16 protein-coding genes and 1 tRNA gene are annotated in these 18,423 nt (G+C 61.4%); 6 read left to right on the top strand and 11 right to left on the bottom strand.

Features of this window, described 5'->3' with window-relative positions:
- Positions 1-17 precede the first annotated feature (17 nt).
- Positions 18-3,536, bottom strand: coding sequence for a DNA-directed RNA polymerase subunit beta (gene rpoB / locus QMG25_RS06580; protein ID WP_283458413.1), 3,519 nt, complete (start codon positions 3,534-3,536; stop codon positions 18-20).
- A gap of 476 nt (positions 3,537-4,012) precedes the next feature.
- On the opposite strand from rpoB, the gene QMG25_RS06575 reads away from it, so the two are divergent.
- Entirely contained in the window at positions 4,013-5,212 is a 1,200-nt protein-coding gene (locus tag QMG25_RS06575; RefSeq protein ID WP_283458412.1) for an acetyl-CoA C-acetyltransferase, read from the top strand.
- On the top strand, positions 5,209-5,694 hold the full coding sequence (locus tag QMG25_RS06570) for an aminoacyl-tRNA deacylase (protein ID WP_283458410.1): 486 nt from the start codon (positions 5,209-5,211) through the stop codon (positions 5,692-5,694). The genes QMG25_RS06575 and QMG25_RS06570 overlap by 4 nt, the downstream gene beginning before the upstream one ends.
- 369 nt (positions 5,695-6,063) lie before the next feature.
- On the opposite strand, the gene rplL is transcribed toward QMG25_RS06570, so the two are convergent.
- The 8 genes from rplL to QMG25_RS06530 all read right to left on the bottom strand — a co-directional run bounded on the left by rplL (position 6,064) and on the right by QMG25_RS06530 (position 11,684).
- A complete protein-coding gene (rplL, locus tag QMG25_RS06565; RefSeq protein ID WP_283458408.1) occupies positions 6,064-6,441 on the bottom strand; it encodes a 50S ribosomal protein L7/L12 in 378 nt (125 codons plus the stop codon).
- Between the two features lie 151 nt (positions 6,442-6,592).
- Positions 6,593-7,156, bottom strand: a complete 564-nt coding sequence (rplJ, locus tag QMG25_RS06560) for a 50S ribosomal protein L10 (protein WP_349307113.1) — start codon at positions 7,154-7,156, stop codon at positions 6,593-6,595.
- Positions 7,157-7,548: 392 nt separating this feature from the next.
- A complete protein-coding gene (locus QMG25_RS06555; RefSeq protein ID WP_283458406.1) occupies positions 7,549-8,631 on the bottom strand; it encodes a GNAT family N-acetyltransferase in 1,083 nt (360 codons plus the stop codon).
- A gap of 171 nt (positions 8,632-8,802) precedes the next feature.
- Positions 8,803-9,510: a 50S ribosomal protein L1 gene (rplA, locus tag QMG25_RS06550; RefSeq protein ID WP_283458404.1), complete on the bottom strand. Its 708-nt coding sequence runs from the start codon at positions 9,508-9,510 to the stop codon at positions 8,803-8,805.
- A 156-nt stretch (positions 9,511-9,666) separates the two neighbouring features.
- Positions 9,667-10,098 carry a 50S ribosomal protein L11 gene (gene rplK / locus QMG25_RS06545; protein WP_283458401.1) on the bottom strand — a complete coding sequence of 144 codons (432 nt, stop codon included), beginning with the start codon at positions 10,096-10,098 and terminating at the stop codon, positions 9,667-9,669.
- 130 nt (positions 10,099-10,228) lie between these two features.
- Positions 10,229-11,113 carry a transcription termination/antitermination protein NusG gene (nusG, locus tag QMG25_RS06540; protein WP_283458399.1) on the bottom strand — a complete coding sequence of 295 codons (885 nt, stop codon included), beginning with the start codon at positions 11,111-11,113 and terminating at the stop codon, positions 10,229-10,231.
- Between the two features lie 89 nt (positions 11,114-11,202).
- Positions 11,203-11,493, bottom strand: a complete 291-nt coding sequence (secE, locus tag QMG25_RS06535) for a preprotein translocase subunit SecE (protein WP_283458559.1) — start codon at positions 11,491-11,493, stop codon at positions 11,203-11,205.
- A 118-nt stretch (positions 11,494-11,611) separates the two neighbouring features.
- Positions 11,612-11,684 (bottom strand) — tRNA-Trp (locus QMG25_RS06530).
- Positions 11,685-11,933: 249 nt separating this feature from the next.
- Here QMG25_RS06530 and QMG25_RS06525 point away from each other — a divergent pair.
- Complete coding sequence (locus QMG25_RS06525) at positions 11,934-13,169, top strand: pyridoxal phosphate-dependent aminotransferase (protein WP_283458398.1); 1,236 nt, start codon at positions 11,934-11,936, stop codon at positions 13,167-13,169.
- A gap of 365 nt (positions 13,170-13,534) precedes the next feature.
- Here the strand turns inward: QMG25_RS06525 and QMG25_RS06520 are convergent, their stop codons facing one another.
- Both QMG25_RS06520 and QMG25_RS06515 read right to left on the bottom strand, forming a co-directional pair.
- Positions 13,535-14,191 carry a LuxR C-terminal-related transcriptional regulator gene (locus tag QMG25_RS06520; RefSeq protein ID WP_283458396.1) on the bottom strand — a complete coding sequence of 219 codons (657 nt, stop codon included), beginning with the start codon at positions 14,189-14,191 and terminating at the stop codon, positions 13,535-13,537.
- Entirely contained in the window at positions 14,188-15,462 is a 1,275-nt protein-coding gene (locus QMG25_RS06515; RefSeq protein WP_283458394.1) for an ATP-binding protein, read from the bottom strand. Before QMG25_RS06515 ends, QMG25_RS06520 begins: the two co-directional genes overlap by 4 nt.
- Positions 15,463-15,576: 114 nt before the next feature.
- On the opposite strand from QMG25_RS06515, the gene QMG25_RS06510 reads away from it, so the two are divergent.
- The 3 genes from QMG25_RS06510 (at position 15,577) to QMG25_RS06500 (ending at position 18,413) form a co-directional block, all read left to right on the top strand.
- Positions 15,577-16,905 carry a PspC domain-containing protein gene (locus QMG25_RS06510; protein ID WP_283458393.1) on the top strand — a complete coding sequence of 443 codons (1,329 nt, stop codon included), beginning with the start codon at positions 15,577-15,579 and terminating at the stop codon, positions 16,903-16,905.
- Between the two features lie 89 nt (positions 16,906-16,994).
- The gene (locus QMG25_RS06505) at positions 16,995-17,255 is read left to right on the top strand and encodes a hypothetical protein (RefSeq protein ID WP_283458391.1); all 261 of its coding nucleotides are present in this window, start codon (positions 16,995-16,997) and stop codon (positions 17,253-17,255) included.
- A 132-nt stretch (positions 17,256-17,387) separates the two neighbouring features.
- Positions 17,388-18,413: a 6-phosphofructokinase gene (locus QMG25_RS06500; protein WP_283458388.1), complete on the top strand. Its 1,026-nt coding sequence runs from the start codon at positions 17,388-17,390 to the stop codon at positions 18,411-18,413.
- Positions 18,414-18,423 lie beyond the last annotated feature (10 nt).

The raw sequence follows: 18,423 nt of genomic DNA, 5'->3' as shown, positions 1-18,423 counted from the left end.
GCCGCCGAAATTTCCCGCTAAACTTCTTCGACAGAGTTCGGCTCGGCCCGTGACAGGTCGATGCCCAGCTCCTCCGCGGCCCGGAAGACTTCTTCATCCGAGTCACGCATCTCAATCGTGGCGCCGTCGGTGGAAAGGACTTCCACGTTCAGGCACAGCGACTGCATTTCCTTGATCAGAACCTTGAAGGATTCCGGAATGCCCGGCTCCGGGATGTTCTCGCCCTTGACGATGGCTTCGTAGACCTTCACGCGGCCATGGATGTCATCGCTCTTGATGGTCAGCAATTCCTGCAGCGTGTACGCCGCACCGTATGCTTCCAGCGCCCAAACTTCCATCTCGCCAAAGCGCTGGCCACCGAACTGGGCCTTGCCGCCCAAGGGCTGCTGGGTGATCATGGAGTACGGTCCGGTGGAGCGGGCGTGAATCTTGTCGTCCACCAAGTGGTGGAGCTTCAAGATGTACATGTAGCCCACCGAGACCGGGTCCGGGAACGGCTCGCCGGAGCGGCCGTCGAAGAGCATGGTCTTGCCGCTGGAATCGATCAGGCGGTCGCCGTCGCGAGTTACGTTGGTGGAATCGAGCAACCCGGTGATTTCAGAATCACGAGCACCGTCGAACACGGGGGTGGCAACCTTGGTCTGACCGGTTTCACGCGGCAGGTTGGGCAGGTCCTTGATCCAGTCCGGCTCGCCTTCAACCTTCCAGCCGGTCTTGGCAACCCACCCGAGGTGGATTTCCAACACCTGGCCCACGTTCATGCGGCCAGGAACACCCAACGGGTTCAACACGATGTCAACGGGCGTGCCGTCTGCAAGGAAGGGCATGTCTTCGATCGGGAGGATCTTGGAAATAACACCCTTGTTGCCGTGGCGGCCGGCAAGCTTGTCACCGTCGGTGATCTTGCGCTTGTTGGCAACGTAGACGCGGACCAGCTGGTTCACGCCGGGAGGCAGGTCGTCTTCGGAGTCGCGGTCAAAGACGCGGACGCCAATGACTGTGCCGGACTCGCCGTGGGGAACCTTCAAGGAAGTGTCGCGAACTTCACGGCTCTTCTCACCGAAGATGGCACGGAGCAGGCGCTCTTCCGGAGTCAACTCGGTTTCACCCTTGGGCGTGACCTTCCCAACCAGGATGTCGCCGGCTTCAACCTCTGCACCAATGTGGATGATGCCGCGCTCGTCCAGGCCAGCCAGGATTTCCTCGGAAACGTTCGGGATGTCCCGGGTGATTTCCTCGGCACCAAGCTTCGTGTCGCGGGCGTCGATCTCATGCTCTTCGATGTGGATGGAGGAAAGCACATCTTCAGCAACAATGCGCTGCGAAAGGATAATGGCATCCTCGTAGTTGTGGCCTTCCCAAGACATGAAGGCAACCAGCAGGTTCTTGCCCAAGGCAAGCTCGCCCATGTCCGTTGCCGGGCCGTCGGCGATGATTCCGCCAACTTCCAGGCGCTGGCCCTCTGAGGCCAGAACACGCTGGTTGTAGGCCGTTCCCTGGTTTGAACGCTGGTATTTGGCGATCGGGTAGCTGATCTCCGTGCCGTCGTCGTTCAACATGACAACGACGTCGGCGGACACTTCCGAAACCACACCGGCCTTCTTCGCAATGACAACGTCACCGGCGTCGACTGCCGTGGCGCGCTCCATGCCGGTGCCCACGAACGGGGACTCGGAACGGACCAGCGGCACTGCTTGACGCTGCATGTTCGCACCCATCAAGGCGCGGTTGGCGTCGTCGTGCTCGAGGAACGGGATCAGGGCGGTTGCCACAGATACCATCTGGCGCGGGGAAACATCCATGTACTCGACATCATCAGCCGGGATCAGGACAGGCTCGCCGCCACCGCCGCGCTGGCGGACCAGCACGGAGTCTTCCTCGAAGTGGTTGTTGGCATCGAGCGGCGCGTTGGCCTGGGCGATGACAACTTCCATCTCGTCGTCTGCCGTCAGGTAGTCAACTTCGTCGGAAACGAAGCCTTCCTTGACACGACGGTAAGGGGTCTCGATGAAGCCAAACGGGTTGATGCGACCATAGGACGCCAAGGAACCGATCAGCCCAATGTTGGGGCCTTCAGGAGTTTCAATGGGGCACATGCGGCCGTAGTGCGACGGGTGAACGTCTCGAACTTCCATCCCTGCACGGTCACGGGACAAACCGCCCGGGCCCAGCGCGGACAGGCGACGCTTGTGCGTCAGACCGGCCAGCGGGTTGTTCTGGTCCATGAACTGCGAGAGCTGGGAAGTTCCAAAGAACTCCTTGATGGCTGCCACAACTGGACGGATGTTGATCAGGGTCTGCGGCGTGATCGCTTCGACGTCTTGGGTGGTCATGCGTTCACGGACAACGCGCTCCATGCGGGAAAGACCCGTACGGACCTGGTTCTCGATGAGCTCACCCACGGCGCGGATACGACGGTTGCCGAAGTGGTCGATGTCATCAACATCAACGCGCAGATCCACTTCAGCGCCATCGCGATGGCCCTTGGTGGTCTTTTTTCCTGCGTGCAAGGCGACAAGGTACTTGATCATGGCAACGATGTCGTCCACGCTCAGCACCGAAGCCTCGGGGTCGCTCAACGGCATGTCGATGCCAAGCTTGCGGTTGATCTTGTAGCGGCCAACCTTGGCCAGATCGTAGCGCTTGGGGTTGAAGTACAGGTTGTGCAGCAGCGCATCGGCGGCGTCAACGGTCGGCGGCTCGCCCGGGCGGAGCTTGCGGTAGATGTCCAGGAGGGCATCTTCGCGGCCGGTGGTGGCATCCTTTTCCAAGGTGGCGCGGATGGAGTCAAACTCGCCGAACTCTTCCAGGATCTGGCCTTCGGTCCAACCGAGGGCCTTCAGCAGTACGGTGACTGACTGCTTGCGCTTGCGGTCGAGGCGAACGCCAACCTGGTCGCGCTTGTCAATCTCCAGCTCGAACCATGCACCGCGTGAGGGGATGATCTTGGCGGTGAAGATTTCCTTGTCGCTGGTCTTGTCCGCAGTGCGCTCAAAGTAAGCACCCGGGGAGCGGACCAACTGCGACACAACAACACGCTCGGTGCCGTTGATGACGAACGTGCCCTTGTTGGTCATGAGCGGGAAATCACCCATGAAGACAGTCTGTTGCTTGATTTCACCGGTCAAGTTGTTCATGAACTCGGCCTTGACGTACAACGGCGCGGCGTACGTGGCGTCGCGGTCCTTGCACTCGTCAACGGTAAACTTGGGGTCAGAGAATTCCGGCTCAGTGAAGGACAGGGACATGGTGCCCTGGAAATCCTCAATGGGTGAAATTTCTTCGAAAATGTCGGATAGTCCGGAGGTGACGGCCACGCTGTCATCGCCGGCATTCACGGCTGACTGCATGCGGTCCTGCCAGCGCCCATTTCCTACGAGCCAGTCAAAGCTCTCGGTCTGGAGGGCAAGCAGATTCGGCACGTCAAGCGGCTCGTGAATCTTTGCGAATGAGAGGCGACTCTTTGCACCATCGGTGCTGTTTGAATCGATAGCGGTTGCAGCGTTATTTACATTAGAGGTGCTCGAGGCGACCAAGAGGGATCCTTCCACAGACCTGCAGGCTTGTTCTTACGACCCTCACCCGATTCACACCTGGTCATCAAACCCGGTGGAACGCTGGCCAGAACAGTCTTGGAAAGCGCAACATATTGGCGTAAAATGCCTCATGTTGCATGCCGTCCTTGACTCCTGACCGAAACAAAGCCCACCGCTATATGAAGGCTGAAGGTTAAGAGGGATACGCAAAGATCTACATTACAGTATTTTATGCCCGCGTGTCTACCCCAGTATCAAATAAATGGCAAGTATCAACCTTGTGTGCCACCCAGATGCCTGATTTTTGGCGGGTTTTCGGGTACTTCCGGGCCCACTATTAGCCCCATCACACAGCAACTTGCTGCCCCTTGCCGTTGCCCGAAATAACCTGCCGGGTGATGCTGTTACATTCTATGGAGAACAAGTGTGGATCAATGAGGATGCGCACGGAACGAGTTTCAAGGAGCACTGCGGCCATGACTGCACTATCAAACGATGTGGTAATTCTTGCAGGAGCCCGCACCCCGCAGGGCAAGCTCAACGGGCAATTGGCGCCCTTTACCGCCGTCGAGCTTGGCTCCAAGGCCATTGCAGCAGCCGTGTCGCGCTCCGGAGTGGACGTCTCCTGCATCAATTTCGTGGTCATGGGGCAGGTGTTGCAGGCCGGCGCCGGTCAGAATCCTGCGCGGCAGAGCGCGGTTGGCGCCGGCATTGGTTGGAATGTGCCCGCAGTGACCATCAACAAGGTGTGCCTGTCCGGCCTGACGGCCGTTATCGATGCCGCACGAATGATCCGCAGCGGCGAGGCAAATGTTGTTGTGGCAGGCGGGCAGGAGTCGATGACCCAGGCGCCGCACATCCTTCCCGGTTCGCGCAGGGGCTGGAGCTACGGGGCCGTACAAGCGCTCGATGTCGCGGCCCATGACGGTTTGACCGACGCCTTCGACAACGATTCCATGGGCCTTTCCACCGAGCGGGGCAATATTCTCTTGGGCATCTCCCGCACCGCACAGGACGAGATTGCCGCCGCTTCCCACCAGCGCGCAGCGGCCGCCGCTGACGCCGGCGTCTTCGAGAGTGAAATTGTGCCCGTCACGCTGCGCCGGCGCAAAGGTGAACCGTTGGTGCTCGACAAGGATGAAGGCATCCGCCCCCAGAGCACCGTGGAGTCCCTGGCTGGCCTGCGTCCGGCCTTCACGGCCGACGGCGCCATCACGGCCGGGAACTCATCCCCGCTTTCGGACGGGGCCAGTGCCCTGGTGCTGGCTTCCCGCAGCTACGCCGAGGCGCACGGGCTCGCGTGGCTTGCTGTCGTCGGCGCATCCGGGCAGGTGGCCGGGCCCGACAATACGCTTCATTCCCAGCCCTCCCATGCCATCGAAAGTGCCTTGGCAAAGACCAACTGGAGCGTTGCGGATCTTGACTTTGTCGAGATCAACGAGGCTTTTGCTTCAGTCGCCGTCCAGTCGATGCGCGACCTTCAGCTTCCGCCGGAAAAATGCAACATCCACGGCGGTGCCATTGCCCTGGGCCACCCCATTGGCGCTTCCGGCGCCCGCTTGGCACTCCACGCCGCCCTTGAACTAAGCCGCCGAGGCTCCGGCAAGGCTGCAGTTTCGCTCTGCGGAGGCGGCGGCCAGGGCGAGGCACTGCTCTTGTTCCTGGACGCTGAGTGAGTCCAGCCCCCGGACCCACTGGCCGTGCCAGGGTTGCTGCGGATGCGGCTGACCGCGGTTTGGCGGTGGACATCGTTGCCAGAGCCGCCGCAAGCTCGCTGGCTGAGGCTGCCGTCCTCCTGGGCATTGAGACCGCGGACATCGTGAAGTCCCTTGTCCTCAAGCGCAGCGACGGAGCCTTCCTCTTTGCCCTTGTGCCGGGTGGACGCTCCATCTCCTGGCCCAAACTGCGCGCCGCCGTGGGCGTGAACAAGCTGCAGATGCCTGCCGCCGACGTGGCACTCGCCGCCACCGGTTACGAACGCGGCACCATCACGCCGTTGGGAAGCACCACGGCCTGGCCGGTCTTCGTTGACGAATCAGTCCGGGGCCGCCGCGTTTCCATGGGCGCCGGTGAGCACGGCTTCAGCCTGTTCGTCGACGCCGACGCCCTCATCCTGGCATTGAACGCCACCGTCGCAGACATCTCCGTCCCCGAATAACACACCAGCGCTTGCGATCTTCGGCGGAGCTGGCATTCCCTCGGTTGGGCCCACGAGCGCGAGGGACCCGCTGCGAGCTTGCGAGCGGCGGGAGCGCTTGGGGACTATCCGACGCGTCGGCCGCGAGCGGCCTTTGGCGTCTCCTTTACGTCGCCTACAAAAAATGTCGGCTCCGCTGCCTTGCGGCCAGCCTGCAGTCTGGGCGCGGGGCCGGTGTTTCCGTAGGCCGCGTCGGGGAGACCGCAAGGCCGTCCGTGGCCGGCGGTCGGAAAGCGGCCGAGGGAATGCCGGTACCGCGGCGAGGAAGCCCCTGGACGCAGAAAAGCCCCGCACCAACCGGTGCGGGGCTTTTCGAGAAACGCGAGGTGATTACTTGACGGTAACCGTGGCGCCGGCAGCTTCGAGAGCGTCCTTGGCCTTCTCGGCAGCTTCCTTGGTTGCACCTTCGAGAACAGCCTTGGGAGCCGCGTCAACGACCTCCTTGGCTTCCTTCAGGCCGAGGGAAGTCAGCGCGCGGACTTCCTTGATCACTGCGATCTTCTTGTCGCCGGCTGCTTCGAGGATAACGTCGAATTCAGTCTGCTCTGCTTCTTCTTCAGCTGCACCGCCACCGGCGGGGCCTGAAACTGCAACGGCAGCTGCAGTAACTTCAAAGGTCTCTTCGAAGAGCGTAACGAACTCGGAGAGCTCGATGATGGACAGTTCCTTGAAAGCTGCAATGAGCTCGTCGTTGGTGAGCTTAGCCATGGGTGGCGCTCCTTCTATGTACAAGGCCCGAAGGCCGAATCTTAAAACCCAAATCCTCATGGATCCAGGGAAAATCTATTGGGCCACGATGAGCCCACGCGCCCGGCGCCCATGATGACGCGTCAGCGGCATCTTGGGCTGGCGTGGGGCCTTAGGCCTCGGTGGTCTCAGCTGCAGGCGTTTCTTCAGCGGCGGGTGCTTCCTCAGCGGCCGGAGCCTCTTCAACGGGAGCGCCTTCGGCCAGCTTCGAACGCAGGGCATCGAGGGTGCGCGCTGCGGCGGCCATCGGAGCCTTGAGGACGCCGGCAACACGGGCCAGCTGCAGTTCACGAGACTCGAGGGCAGCCAGTGCGGCTACCTCCGAGGCGTTGAGAGCCTTGCCTTCGAAGAAGCCGGTCTTGATGATCAGCTGCTTGTTGACTTTTGCAAAATCCGTGAGGCTCTTTGCTGCTGCAATGGCGTCACCCTTGATGAAGGCAATGGCGGTGGGGCCGCTCAGCTGACCCTCGAAAGCGCCAACACCAGCTTCCTTCGCCGCAATGGCCGTCAGGGTGTTCTTAACAACCGAGAACTTGGTGTCCTGGCCGAGAGAAACGCGCAGCTCCTTGAGCTGAGCTACGGTGAGCCCACGGTATTCGGTTAGGACTGCTGCAGTTGAATCATTGAAATCTTGTGCGATTTCTGCAACTGCAGCCACCTTTGTTGGCGTTGCCATAACCCTCCTTCCGGGAATATATGCCAGTCTGTTCCAGCCCTGCCCTGCCCCAGCAAGCTGGGCCTTGGGCAAATAAAAACGCCCCGCACAGGTGTACGGGGCGTTTTTGCAGCAGTTCCAGGAATTACTTCCGGTTCTACACTGCTCAATAAGCTTTGTGCACCTGCGCTGGCCGTCCATATAAGGACTTTAGGATGACAACCCGGCCCAGTTCCAGCGCAATCCCATGCATGCTGCATGGCTTGGCTGGGGGAGATTGACATCGACCGACGGTCTTTGGTTTCCCAAGAATACAGGAGCGCCCGCAAGGATTCCAAATCGAGCCAAACACCATTGGTCACCGGCGCTTGAATTGGTCACCGTCCCTTGGCCAATGGCGTCATTCAATCGCGTTAGTCACTGGCGTTGAAGTCCTTGCGCCACAGCCCCGTGACGCCGGCGTTGACGAATCCCAGCTCGGCATTCACGGAGCGCATGTAGTCCTTTTCCGGAGCGTTCCACGTGTAGATCGTTTCCAACTGCGGCAACAGGCGCATGAGCTGTTCCAGGTTGGCCACCTTGATGTGCAGCCCGATATCCCTGCCATGGTGGGATTCCTCAACGAAGGTGTCGTCCTGAAAAGCCACATCCTTGCGGCTGCCCAAAATGGAAATGGAGGTGAACCCCACCAAGGCGCCCGTTTCCAGGCATTCCGCGGCGCTGACCAAGGTGCGCCTTCCGGTGAGCGCGGACATCTCCTCGGCTTCACGCAACCTGGCGACGTCCCACGCCTCCTCGGGATGGCCGCCGTCGTCCCCGGTCTCCTGCTCCAGACGCACAAAGTCCTGTGCCCATTGCTCCGGGCAGCTGTCCATCCACCCATGCACCTGGTAGGCGCCTTGGTGCACGGCCACCGCGCGTTCGACCAACTCTTCGATCAGTCCGGTCTGCAGGGGCAGCGCGCAGACGCTAAATTGTTCCACCCGCTCCAAGTCATAGCCGGCGCTGTAGGCAAAGCGGGCCTCCCTGCTGCTCAGCGGCAGCGAGCCACTGCCCTGGGATGCAGGGATCAGCTCAGTGCCTCCGCCGTCCAACGCCGACGCCTGGTGGCTTGTCTCAACCATGACAACTTTGCGGTTCTCACCCTTCACAAACAGTTCGGCTGCTTCGAGTAGCTTCCGGCCCAGTCCAAGCCCCTCGGCCGCAGGCAGCACGTCAAGGGTGACATGGGCCATTTCAGTGTTGTCGTCCAAGGGCAAGGCGATGCCGACCCTGCCAATGATCTCCGCTCCCCTACGGGCAATCAGCACCACATACCACTCATAGGGATCGTGACACTGGGCAAAGAGCTCCTCTGCCGTGTAAGCCAGCTTGTCGTTGCCCCAGGTTTTGACGCGGACTTGCCGGGAGACTTCAACGGCTTGCCGAAAATCAGTGGCGGAGTCGCCGTCGAGCGTCTCTGGAATCCGCAACTGTTCGATGCTGATGACTGTCATGGCTTCATTACCCCGTAGCTATCCGTCTATGCGGGCGAACAATGGCTGTGCCATGCCCGCCCATTCCCCAATTGAAAACGTGTGGCGACCGCTGCTTCCCACCAGTTTACAAAAAAAGGAAGGACATTGCAGCCACGTGCTGCAACGCCCTTCCTTTTCAAGTAGTGAAACTTAGTCTTCGATGACTACCTTTGTCGCTTGGGGATCCACGGCGATGCCGGGGCCAAACGTCGTTGAGACGGTAGCCTTCTGCAGGTAGCGGCCCTTGGAAGCGGACGGCTTCAAGCGCAGCACCTCTTCCAAAGCGGCTGCGTAGTTCTCGCCCAGCTTCACGGCGTCGAAGGATACCTTGCCGATGATGAAGTGCAGGTTGGAGTGCTTGTCGACGCGGAAGTCGATCTTGCCGCCCTTGATGTCGTTGACAGCCTTGGCGACGTCGTTGGTGACGGTGCCGGTCTTTGGGTTCGGCATCAGGTTGCGCGGCCCGAGGACCTTGCCCAAACGGCCAACCTTGCCCATGAGGTCAGGGGTGGCAACGGCTGCGTCGAAGTCGGTCCAGCCGCCCTGGATCTTTTCGATCAGGTCGTCGGTGCCAACGAAGTCGGCGCCGGCTGCGATAGCAGCCTCGGCACGCTCACCGGTTGCGAAAACCAGAACGCGTGCGGTCTTGCCGGTACCGTGGGGCAGGTTGACCGTGCCACGGATCATCTGGTCCGCCTTGCGAGGGTCTACACCCAAGCGGAAGGCAACCTCAACGGTGGCGTCGAACTTGGACGGGTTTGTCTCCTTGGCGAGCTTGATGGCGTCGAAGGGTGCGTATGTGTTGTCCACATCGATCTTCGCCTGAGCTGCCTCATATGCTTTACTGCGCTTTGCCATGCTGCGTTTCTCCTTGTGCAGTTGTGGTCATTAGGACCGCGCGGGCCCTGCCACTACGTCCGTCGCCATCCACCCAAGGTGGGCTGGACGACGTCGTTCTTGATGAATTGGGTGGTGCGTCGGGGTCTCGAGAATCTCAACTCCGATTGGAGGGGCTTAAGCCTCGACGGTGATACCCATGGAACGGGCGGTGCCGGCGATGATCTTCTCGGCGCCTTCGATGTTTGTTGCGTTGAGGTCAACCATCTTCTGGGTGGCGATCTCGGTGACCTGTGCCTTGGTCAGCTGGGCAACCTTGACGGTGTGCGGGGTAGCTGAACCCTTGGCGACGCCTGCAGCCTTCTTGATGAGCTGTGCAGCCGGCGGGGTCTTGGTGATGAAGGTGAAAGAACGGTCTTCGTAAACCGTGATTTCAACGGGGATGACATTTCCGCGCTGGGATTCCGTGGCAGCGTTGTACGCCTTGCAGAATTCCATGATGTTGACGCCGTGCTGACCAAGCGCGGGACCGATGGGAGGTGCCGGGTTGGCGGCGCCTGCCTGGATCTGCAGCTTGATAAGGCCGGTGACCTTTTTCTTGGGAGCCACTGTAGGGTCCTCTTCTCTCAATAACTTTCCTGGGACGACGGAGCGCGTCCAGGTGGGTGGCCGAATGGCGTCCGGCCGAACGTTTCACGAAGAGCTAAGCAAACTCCCGCGGAACGAAAATTGTGGGCAACTAGATCTTGGTGACCTGGTTGAAGGCAAGGGTGACGGGGGTTTCACGCTCAAAGATGGATACCAACACGACCAGCTGATGGGCTTCGGGCTTGATCTCGGAGATCGAAGCCGAGAGGCCTTCAAACGGGCCATCCTTGACGATGACGGCTTCGCCGACTTCGAAGTCGATGACCGCGTCAATCGGGTCGTGACGCAGCGGGACGCCCGTCTCTTCGGCTTGCTGCTCCTCAAAGACCGGAGCAAGCATCGAGAAAACTTCGTCCAAGCGCAGCGGCACGGGATTGTGGGCGTTGCCCACAAAGCCGGTAACGCCGGGAGTGTGGCGGACAACGCCCCACGATGCGTCGGTGAGGTCCATGCGCACCAGCACGTAGCCGGGGATGCGAACGCGGTTGACAACCTTGCGCTGCGCGTTCTTGATCTCCACCACTTCTTCCATGGGGACCTGAATTTCGAAGATGAAATCTTCCATGTTCAGCGACAGGCTGCGCGACTCAAGGTTGACCTTGACGCGGTTTTCATACCCTGCGTAGGAGTGAATGACGTACCAGTCACCCTCTTGGCGGCGAAGCATGGCCTTGAACTCGTCCGCGGGGTCAACCTCGGGCTCTGTTGCGACTTCTGCGTCGGCATCCTCAGCGTCGGAATCTTCCGCATCCACGGCATCTTCCGCGACAGCAGGCTCTGCGGCAGCAACGTCGTCTGCGGCAGCAGGCTCTGCGGCAGCAGGCTCTGCGGCAGCAACGTCGTCTGCGGCAGCAGGCTCTGCGGCCCCTGCAGCGTCTTCTGCAACAGCATCAAGGTCGGCATTGATTGCAGCATTAGCAACCACAGTGTCCTGGTCCTGCTCACTGTACGTTGCCTCGGGCTCCAGCTCAGACACGAATTTCCTGCTTTCCTTGTGCGTTTCTTAAATGGCTCAAACCGACCCCATGCCGAAGTGTTTCGGCGAGGTCGGCCAAGTTGAGCGTTTTACTGCTCGATGTTTATGTTGCCGCCGAAGATCCACAGCACGGCCTTGCCGAAGCCCAGATCCAAGACGGTAACGATGCCCATCACGATGACAACAAATACCAGTACAACGGCGGTCATGTTGAGCAACTCTTTGCGAGTGGGGGTGACAACTTTCTTCAGTTCGCCAATGACTTGGCGGAGGAAGAGAGCCATCCGGCTAAAGAACCCCGGTTTGACGGGCTTAGTTGCCTTTTTGGCAGGGCCCTTGGAGCTGCTTGCAGCAGTTTCGGTCACCAGTGCCTCACTCATCATTTGTTGGATTACCCGCAAGTCCGTGAATTCGGACTGCACGCTATACAAAATATTCGCCCGAACACTGGCTAACCTGCACGAAATGTTCGTGCGGCACACCCGCTGTGCTCATGCGCAGGGCAGACAGGACTCGAACCTGCAACCTGCGGTTTTGGAGACCGCTGCGCTACCAATTGCGCCACTACCCTTTGGAATTCAAATGCTGGTGTTGCCAGCTGTGTCAGAGAAATCCATTCAGTGCTAATAACCATGAACAACTTACCGTCTGAAAGCCGGCTTTCCAAACCGACTTGCAGGCGTGAATCATCATGGCGCTTGAACACCGGTAAACCATTCTACGCATCTTCGCGCTGTACGTCGAACCGGGCAGCAGATGCGCCTAAAGTAGACAGTGACGATGTGTGCATTTTGAGCCTCCCACCGAAGAAAGAGTCCTGATGTCTGCCGAATTGACAGCTGACCAAGCCTCCGGGCGCCGCGTTTCCGCCCGGATTGCCGCCATTGCAGAGTCCGCCACCCTGGCCGTAGATGCCAAGGCCAAGGCCTTGAAGGCTGCCGGCCGCCCAGTCATTGGCTTTGGTGCCGGTGAACCCGATTTCCCCACCCCCGACTACATTGTCGAGGCGGCCATCGCCGCCGCCCGCCAGCCCAAATACCACCGCTACTCCCCCGCCGCCGGATTGCCTGAACTGCGCAGCGCCATTGCTGAAAAGACGCTTCGCGACTCCGGCTATGGCGTTGATTCCGCCCAGGTACTGGTCACAAACGGCGGCAAGCAGGCCGTCTACGAATCCTTCGCCACGCTTCTGGATCCGGGCGATGAAGTCATTGTGCCGGCCCCGTACTGGACCACCTATCCGGAGGCCATCCGTTTGGCCGGCGGAGTGCCGGTGGAAGTTTTCGCCGGCCCCGAACAGGACTACCTCGTCACGGTGGAGCAGTTGGAAGCAGCCCTGACCCCTCGCACCAAGGTGTTGCTGTTTGTGTCCCCGTCCAATCCGACAGGTGCCGTCTACTCCCCCGAACAGACCCGCGAGATCGGTTTGTGGGCCGCTTCCAAGGGTCTCTGGGTGATCACGGATGAAATCTACGAGCACCTGACCTACGACGGCGTCCCCTTCACCTCGATTGCCACAACCACCCCCGAGCTGGGCGACCGCGTGGTCATCCTCAACGGAGTGGCCAAAACCTACGCTATGACCGGCTGGCGCGTGGGCTGGATGATCGCACCCCTTGATGTCACCAAGGCAGCGACCAACATGCAGTCCCACGCAACCTCCAACGTAGCCAACGTCTCGCAGATGGCAGCACTTGCCGCCGTCGCCGGCCCGCTGACGGCAGTGGACGAGATGAAGGTGGCTTTTGACCGCCGCCGCAAGACCATGGTCGCCGCACTGAACGCCATCGACGGCGTTGAGTGCCCCACCCCGCACGGCGCCTTTTACGCCTACCCCGACGTCCGCGGCCTGCTGGGACGTGAAATTGGCGGAATACGTCCTGCCACATCCGCTGAACTTGCCGCACTGATCTTGGACAAGGCCGAAGTTGCAGTAGTTCCCGGCGAAGCGTTTGGTCCCAGCGGATTCATGCGCCTGTCCTACGCCCTCGGCGACGACGACCTCGCCACAGGTGTTGGCCGCCTGCAGGAGTTCCTCGGCTCCGCCAAGGCATAACCGCCCTGTTGCGGGCTACTTTTCTGCCGCGACCGCGCAACGTTAAGCACGAAGGTGCCGCCACTGTGACAGTGGCGGTACCTTCGTGCTTAACGGGGCGCCTGGGCTGGCATTATGCGCAGAATTTGCCCTCCAATCCTGCTCCAGTGATGCAGTGGCACAGGACTCCACCTGCAGTTCAGCGCATAGCCGCAGCCACGAACGCTGAGCCAGCTCCCGGGGCCAAATCTGTGCGCGAATGCAGAGCGTGACCAGCCAGCGGACGCCGCAACGGGAGGCGCCGGAGCGGGGATGGATTTTTGAGGTCGCCCAGCGACCGAGAAAATCTTACTGCCCGCGAGGGGCTTCCCGCAGCAGCTGCTGGCTTAGAGCAGGCGGCGGTCCACTGCCCAGCGGGTGAGTTCGTGGCGGGAGGAAAGCTGCAACTTGCGCAAGACCGCCGAAACATGGGTTTCCACGGTCTTGATGGAGATGAACAGTGCCTTGGCCACTTCCTTGTACGAGTAGCCGCGCGCGATCAGGCGCATGACTTCCAGTTCCCGTGCCGAGAGCTTGTCCAGTTCGTCCTCCACGGCCACCTCGGCCGTGCCGAAGGCATCAAGCACGAAACCGGCAAGCCTGGGCGAAAACACGGCATCGCCGCCCGCCACACGGCGGATCGCGGCGGAAATTTCGCTGCCGGAAATTGTTTTGGTCACGTAGCCGCGCGCACCGGCCCGAATCACCGACACCACATCTTCGGCGGAGTCGGAAACACTCAATGCCAAGAACTTCGTGCCTGGCAGCAACGCCGTGCAGCCGGCGATGACCTCGCGCCCGCCCTGTCCCCGTCCACCGGGCAGGTGCACATCAAGCAACACCACATCAGGCTGCACCGCATGGACTGCCGCAATCGCCTCCTCCACAGTTGCCGCCTCGGCCTGGACGTCAACGTCCGCCGCCAGATCTGCTTTGAGGCCGGAACGAAAAATTGCGTGGTCATCGACGATCACTACCCTGATGGGTGTTGCAGGCACAGTCATTTGGCTTCCTCGTTTGCTGATGTTTCGCTGGGCAGATGCAACCGGACTTCAGTGCCTTCCGCTGAACTAATGATCTCAGCGGTGCCGCCGTTGCGTTGCATGCGTCCGACGACGGACTCCCGGACTCCCAGCCTGTCCGGCGGCACCCCTGTCAGGTCAAAGCCCGCCCCGCGATCCTTCACGAACACGTCAACACCTTTTTCCGCTGCTTCGACGTACACGGAAACAGTGGTTCCACCGTGCCGTGCACCATTTAGCACGGCCTCGCGCACTGCCTGCACCAGCGCGTTCCCGCGCTCGGTCAGCTCGGCATCGCCCACGGCCACGACTTCCACGGCTTGGCCGTACAGGTCCTCGACTTCGGCGCACACGGCCTTGACCCGCTCAACCAGGGCCCCGGAATTGTGCTCGGCGTCCTGGTATATCCATTCGCGCAGCTCGCGTTCCTGAGCGCGGGCCAGCCGGGTCACGTCGCTGGGCGACTGGGCATTTTTTTGGATGAGCGCAAGGGTTTGCAGCACGGAGTCGTGCAGGTGGGCTGCAATTTCGGCCCGTTCCGTTTCGCGGATGCGCCCGGCCCGTTCACATTGGAACTCCCGCCAAAACTTCAGCGCCCACGGGGCCAGCACCAGCGCCACACCGGCCAGAACGGCGAGGGAGGCCACTATTGAGGCCCACACCAGCGTCCACGACCCGGAACCGGCCACAATCACGATGACACCGGCAATGACCAGCGCGATGCCTCCGCCCAGCCGCAGCAAGGCCATGGGTGTGTCTGCTTTTGCCGCGCTCAACAAGCCGATGCGACGGGTGTTGTCCAACTGCATCCAGGCCAAGACGGCGCCCAGAACAATGATGGACAGCGGGACCAACGTGCCCAGCTGCAGGTTCCAACCCATTTGACGGCCGAACAAGATGAAAGCAGCGGCAAAGAGTATCCCGCCAATGAGTATTTCCTTGAAGCCGACGGGAGGTTTTTGGCGTCCGGCGTTCGGGCGTTCCGCCACAGGGGCTCCTACTGCGGGCCGGAAGAGCTTCAAGCGCGGGTTTCCGTCCAACTCAACCACGGGGGCATCGGCGCCGGCGACTTCCCCCGCCATGGGAACCAAAAGCCACAGCCACGCGTAAAAAATCAGGCCCGCCCCAAAGAAGAAGCTCGTACCGATCAGGATCGCGCGCACAAGTCCCACCTTGATCCCCAGGTGTTGGGCCAGTCCGCCGCAAACCCCGGCGACAATGCGCTTCTGGGAACGGTACATCTTTGCGCTCATGACTCAATCCAAGCATGGCAGGGGACTCCCGGAGTGCTTCCCGGGGTTGGTTCAGGGTTCTTTCAGGCTCTCCCCCGATAGTTCTGGGACGTCTCCACGAGGAACCATTGAAGCATGGACACCACACACAGCACCCCCGAGCAGCCGGAAGGGCCACAGCCCGGACCGGACCTCCCCGAATCACAGCCTTCATCCGGGCCGGATGGCCACCATCCCGGACCGGGCACGCCCGAACCGCCGCCGGCGTCCGGCAAGTTCTTTCAGTGGGTTCGCGGCCTTGGTGTGCGTCGCGCCCCCAACCGCTGGATGGGAGGGGTGTGCAGCGGCTTGGCCGATCGGTGGGGCATCGATCCTGTCATCATCCGCGGCCTGACGGTGGTCCTGACACTGTTTTTCGGTGTTGGCCTACTGGTCTACGGTGTCGCTTGGGCGCTGCTGCCTGAACCCGACGGCCGGATCCACGCCCAAGAGGCCGGCCGCGGCCACTGGTCCACGGGTATGAGCGGAGCCGTGGCGCTGGCGATCCTTGGCTTGCTCGGTCAAGGGCCCGGCTTCGTTTGGGGCCGGGACGACTCCTGGTTCCCCTGGCCGCTCTTTTGGATCGCCGGAATCGCGGCCATCATTTACTGGGCCGCCACTCGGAAAAAGTCCAAGCCGTCCGCCCCGTCACCGTACGCAGGCCCAGCCCAGGCCCCGTGGCAGGAACCACCACTTGCATACCCTTCGACCGGGTACGTCACACCAGATCCGCGGACGTACGTGAAACGGAAGCCTGTCAAGGTCACGCCGCGATTGGGTGCTGCGGCGAGCCTGTTGGCCATGGGTCTGGCTGTGGTGGTCGGCGCCGTTGTACTGATCCTTGACAGCGCCAACATCCTTGACCTCGAGGGCTACCAAGTGGCCACGGCGGCGGCCGCCGCTGCCATCACCGTCGGCCTCGCCATTGTCGCCGCAGGCGCCAGGGGCCGAGCGGCAGGCGGGGTTGGCACATTTGCCGTTGTCATGCTGGTGCTGGCCGGCTTGCTGAGCATCCCGCCGTATAGCGGGCAGCTCACCGCCTTGAACAACATAAATTGGGCACCGGCCAGTGTCAGCTCCGCGGAAGCGGGCCGCTCCATGGTCTTTGGCGACGCCACACTCGACCTGACGCAGTTCACTGCGGCCGCCCTCACCACCGATGTTCAGGTCCCCGTCAACGTGGTCGCATCCTCCGTCACCATCAAGGTGCCCAAGGACATTCCAGTCCGGCTCAAGACTGAATTGGCGGCTTCAAATTTGATCGTTGACGGCGCCACCAAGGACGGCTCCTTGGCCGCGACCTCGACCACCGACCTCAACCCGCAGGCGAAAGGCCATCGCTTGGTCATCACCTTGCAGGGGGCGGCCAGCGACATCGCAGTAGTATCCGCTGCCTCCGCCGTTCCCGTGGGAGCAACGCCATGATCGGCACCCCACACCCAAGCAGCGCCGCGCCCGGCACCCCACACCCAAGCAGCGCCGCGCCCGGCACCCCACACCCAAAGGAGCACGCCATGAACACCCCCACAGAAACCAACCCCGCTGAGGACATCGGCAGCCCCCACGGCAGCAGCAGCCCAACGGCCCCGGAGTATTCGATGCGGGTGGGCACCATGGTGTGGGGCGCCGTCGTTCTTGTCCTTGGTGTTTTGCTCATTATCGCCAGGCAATCGGGGCTGGTGCTGGATGCCGGGCAAACTGCCATGTGGCTGCTGCTGGGCACGGGTGTGGCCATGGTTGCCGGCGGGATCGTGCACCTCTTGCGCCGAAAGTAGTGGCAGCCGGGGCCGTCCACCGTACGAACGCCAAGTTGCCCGGATCACATGAGCGTCTAGAATACTATGAGAGGAGCTCAACGGTGCGCTCAAAACCACATTGACTCCACCCCTCGAAGGGCCTAAATACACATGAAGATTGGAATTCTCACCAGCGGCGGAGACTGCCCTGGCCTGAATGCTGTAATCCGCGGAATCGTCCTGAAAGGCATCAAGGTCCACGGCCATGAATTTGTTGGTTTCCGCGACGGCTGGCGTGGCGTCGTCGAGGGCGACGTCATGGATTTGCCCCGCCAGATGGTGCGCGGCATTTCCAAGCAGGGCGGCACCATTTTGGGTACTTCCCGCACCAACCCCTTTGAAGGCAATGGCGGCCCGGAAGTCATCAAGGCCCACATGGACCGCCTCGGCATCGATGCACTGATCGCCATTGGCGGCGAAGGCACGCTGGCCGCGGCCCGCCGCCTGACCGACGCAGGGTTGAAAATTGTTGGTGTCCCCAAGACCGTGGACAACGACCTTGACGCCACCGACTACACTTTTGGCTTTGACACGGCAGTGCAGATTGCCACCGAGGCGATCGACCGTTTGCGCACCACCGGCGAATCCCACCACCGCTGCATGATTGCCGAAGTCATGGGACGCCACGTGGGCTGGATTGCCTTGCATGCAGGCATGGCCACCGGGGCCCACGCCGTGTTGATCCCGGAGCAAAGCACCAGCATGGAGCAGATCGTTGAATGGGTTCAGGAAGCCCACGACCGCGGCCGCGCGCCGCTGGTGGTGGTTGCCGAGGGCTTTGTCCCGAACCATCAGGACTCGGCCCATTCCGAGCGCGGACTGGACACCTTTGGCCGTCCCCGCCTCGGCGGCATCGGCGACCAGCTGGCACCGGAGATTGAGGCCCGCACCGGCATTGAAACCCGCGCGACTATTTTGGGCCACATCCAGCGCGGCGGCGTGCCTTCCAGCTTCGACCGCGTCCTTGCCACTCGGCTGGGCATGGCCGCCGTCGACTCTGTCGTGGAGGAACGCTGGGGCACCATGGTTTCGCTCAAGGGGACCGAAATTGAGCACGTGCCATTCGAGGCCGCCTTGGGCAACCTGAAGACGGTTCCGCAGCACCGCTACGACGAAGCCGCCATTCTGTTCGGCTAGTGAAATCCGC

Origin of the sequence: Arthrobacter sp. H35-D1, from assembly GCF_030063185.1 — a bacterium.
Classification (GTDB): domain Bacteria; phylum Actinomycetota; class Actinomycetes; order Actinomycetales; family Micrococcaceae; genus Specibacter.
Note: the sequence above shows the minus strand (reverse complement) of the source record. Positions and strands in the feature narration are given on the sequence as shown.

What these genes read in the sequence shown, in the direction of transcription:
- QMG25_RS06575 (WP_283458412.1), top strand. Translation starts at nt 4,013, where the DNA reads ATGACTGCACTATCAAACGATGTGGTAATTCTTGCAGGAGCCCGCACC.
- rplL (WP_283458408.1), bottom strand. Translation starts at nt 6,441, where the DNA reads ATGGCTAAGCTCACCAACGACGAGCTCATTGCAGCTTTCAAGGAACTG.
- rplJ (WP_349307113.1), bottom strand. Translation starts at nt 7,156, where the DNA reads ATGGCAACGCCAACAAAGGTGGCTGCAGTTGCAGAAATCGCACAAGAT.
- QMG25_RS06555 (WP_283458406.1), bottom strand. Translation starts at nt 8,631, where the DNA reads ATGACAGTCATCAGCATCGAACAGTTGCGGATTCCAGAGACGCTCGAC.
- rplA (WP_283458404.1), bottom strand. Translation starts at nt 9,510, where the DNA reads ATGGCAAAGCGCAGTAAAGCATATGAGGCAGCTCAGGCGAAGATCGAT.
- secE (WP_283458559.1), bottom strand. Translation starts at nt 11,493, where the DNA reads ATGAGTGAGGCACTGGTGACCGAAACTGCTGCAAGCAGCTCCAAGGGC.
- QMG25_RS06525 (WP_283458398.1), top strand. Translation starts at nt 11,934, where the DNA reads ATGTCTGCCGAATTGACAGCTGACCAAGCCTCCGGGCGCCGCGTTTCC.
- QMG25_RS06520 (WP_283458396.1), bottom strand. Translation starts at nt 14,191, where the DNA reads ATGACTGTGCCTGCAACACCCATCAGGGTAGTGATCGTCGATGACCAC.
- QMG25_RS06515 (WP_283458394.1), bottom strand. Translation starts at nt 15,462, where the DNA reads ATGAGCGCAAAGATGTACCGTTCCCAGAAGCGCATTGTCGCCGGGGTT.
- QMG25_RS06510 (WP_283458393.1), top strand. Translation starts at nt 15,577, where the DNA reads ATGGACACCACACACAGCACCCCCGAGCAGCCGGAAGGGCCACAGCCC.
- QMG25_RS06505 (WP_283458391.1), top strand. Translation starts at nt 16,995, where the DNA reads ATGAACACCCCCACAGAAACCAACCCCGCTGAGGACATCGGCAGCCCC.
- QMG25_RS06500 (WP_283458388.1), top strand. Translation starts at nt 17,388, where the DNA reads ATGAAGATTGGAATTCTCACCAGCGGCGGAGACTGCCCTGGCCTGAAT.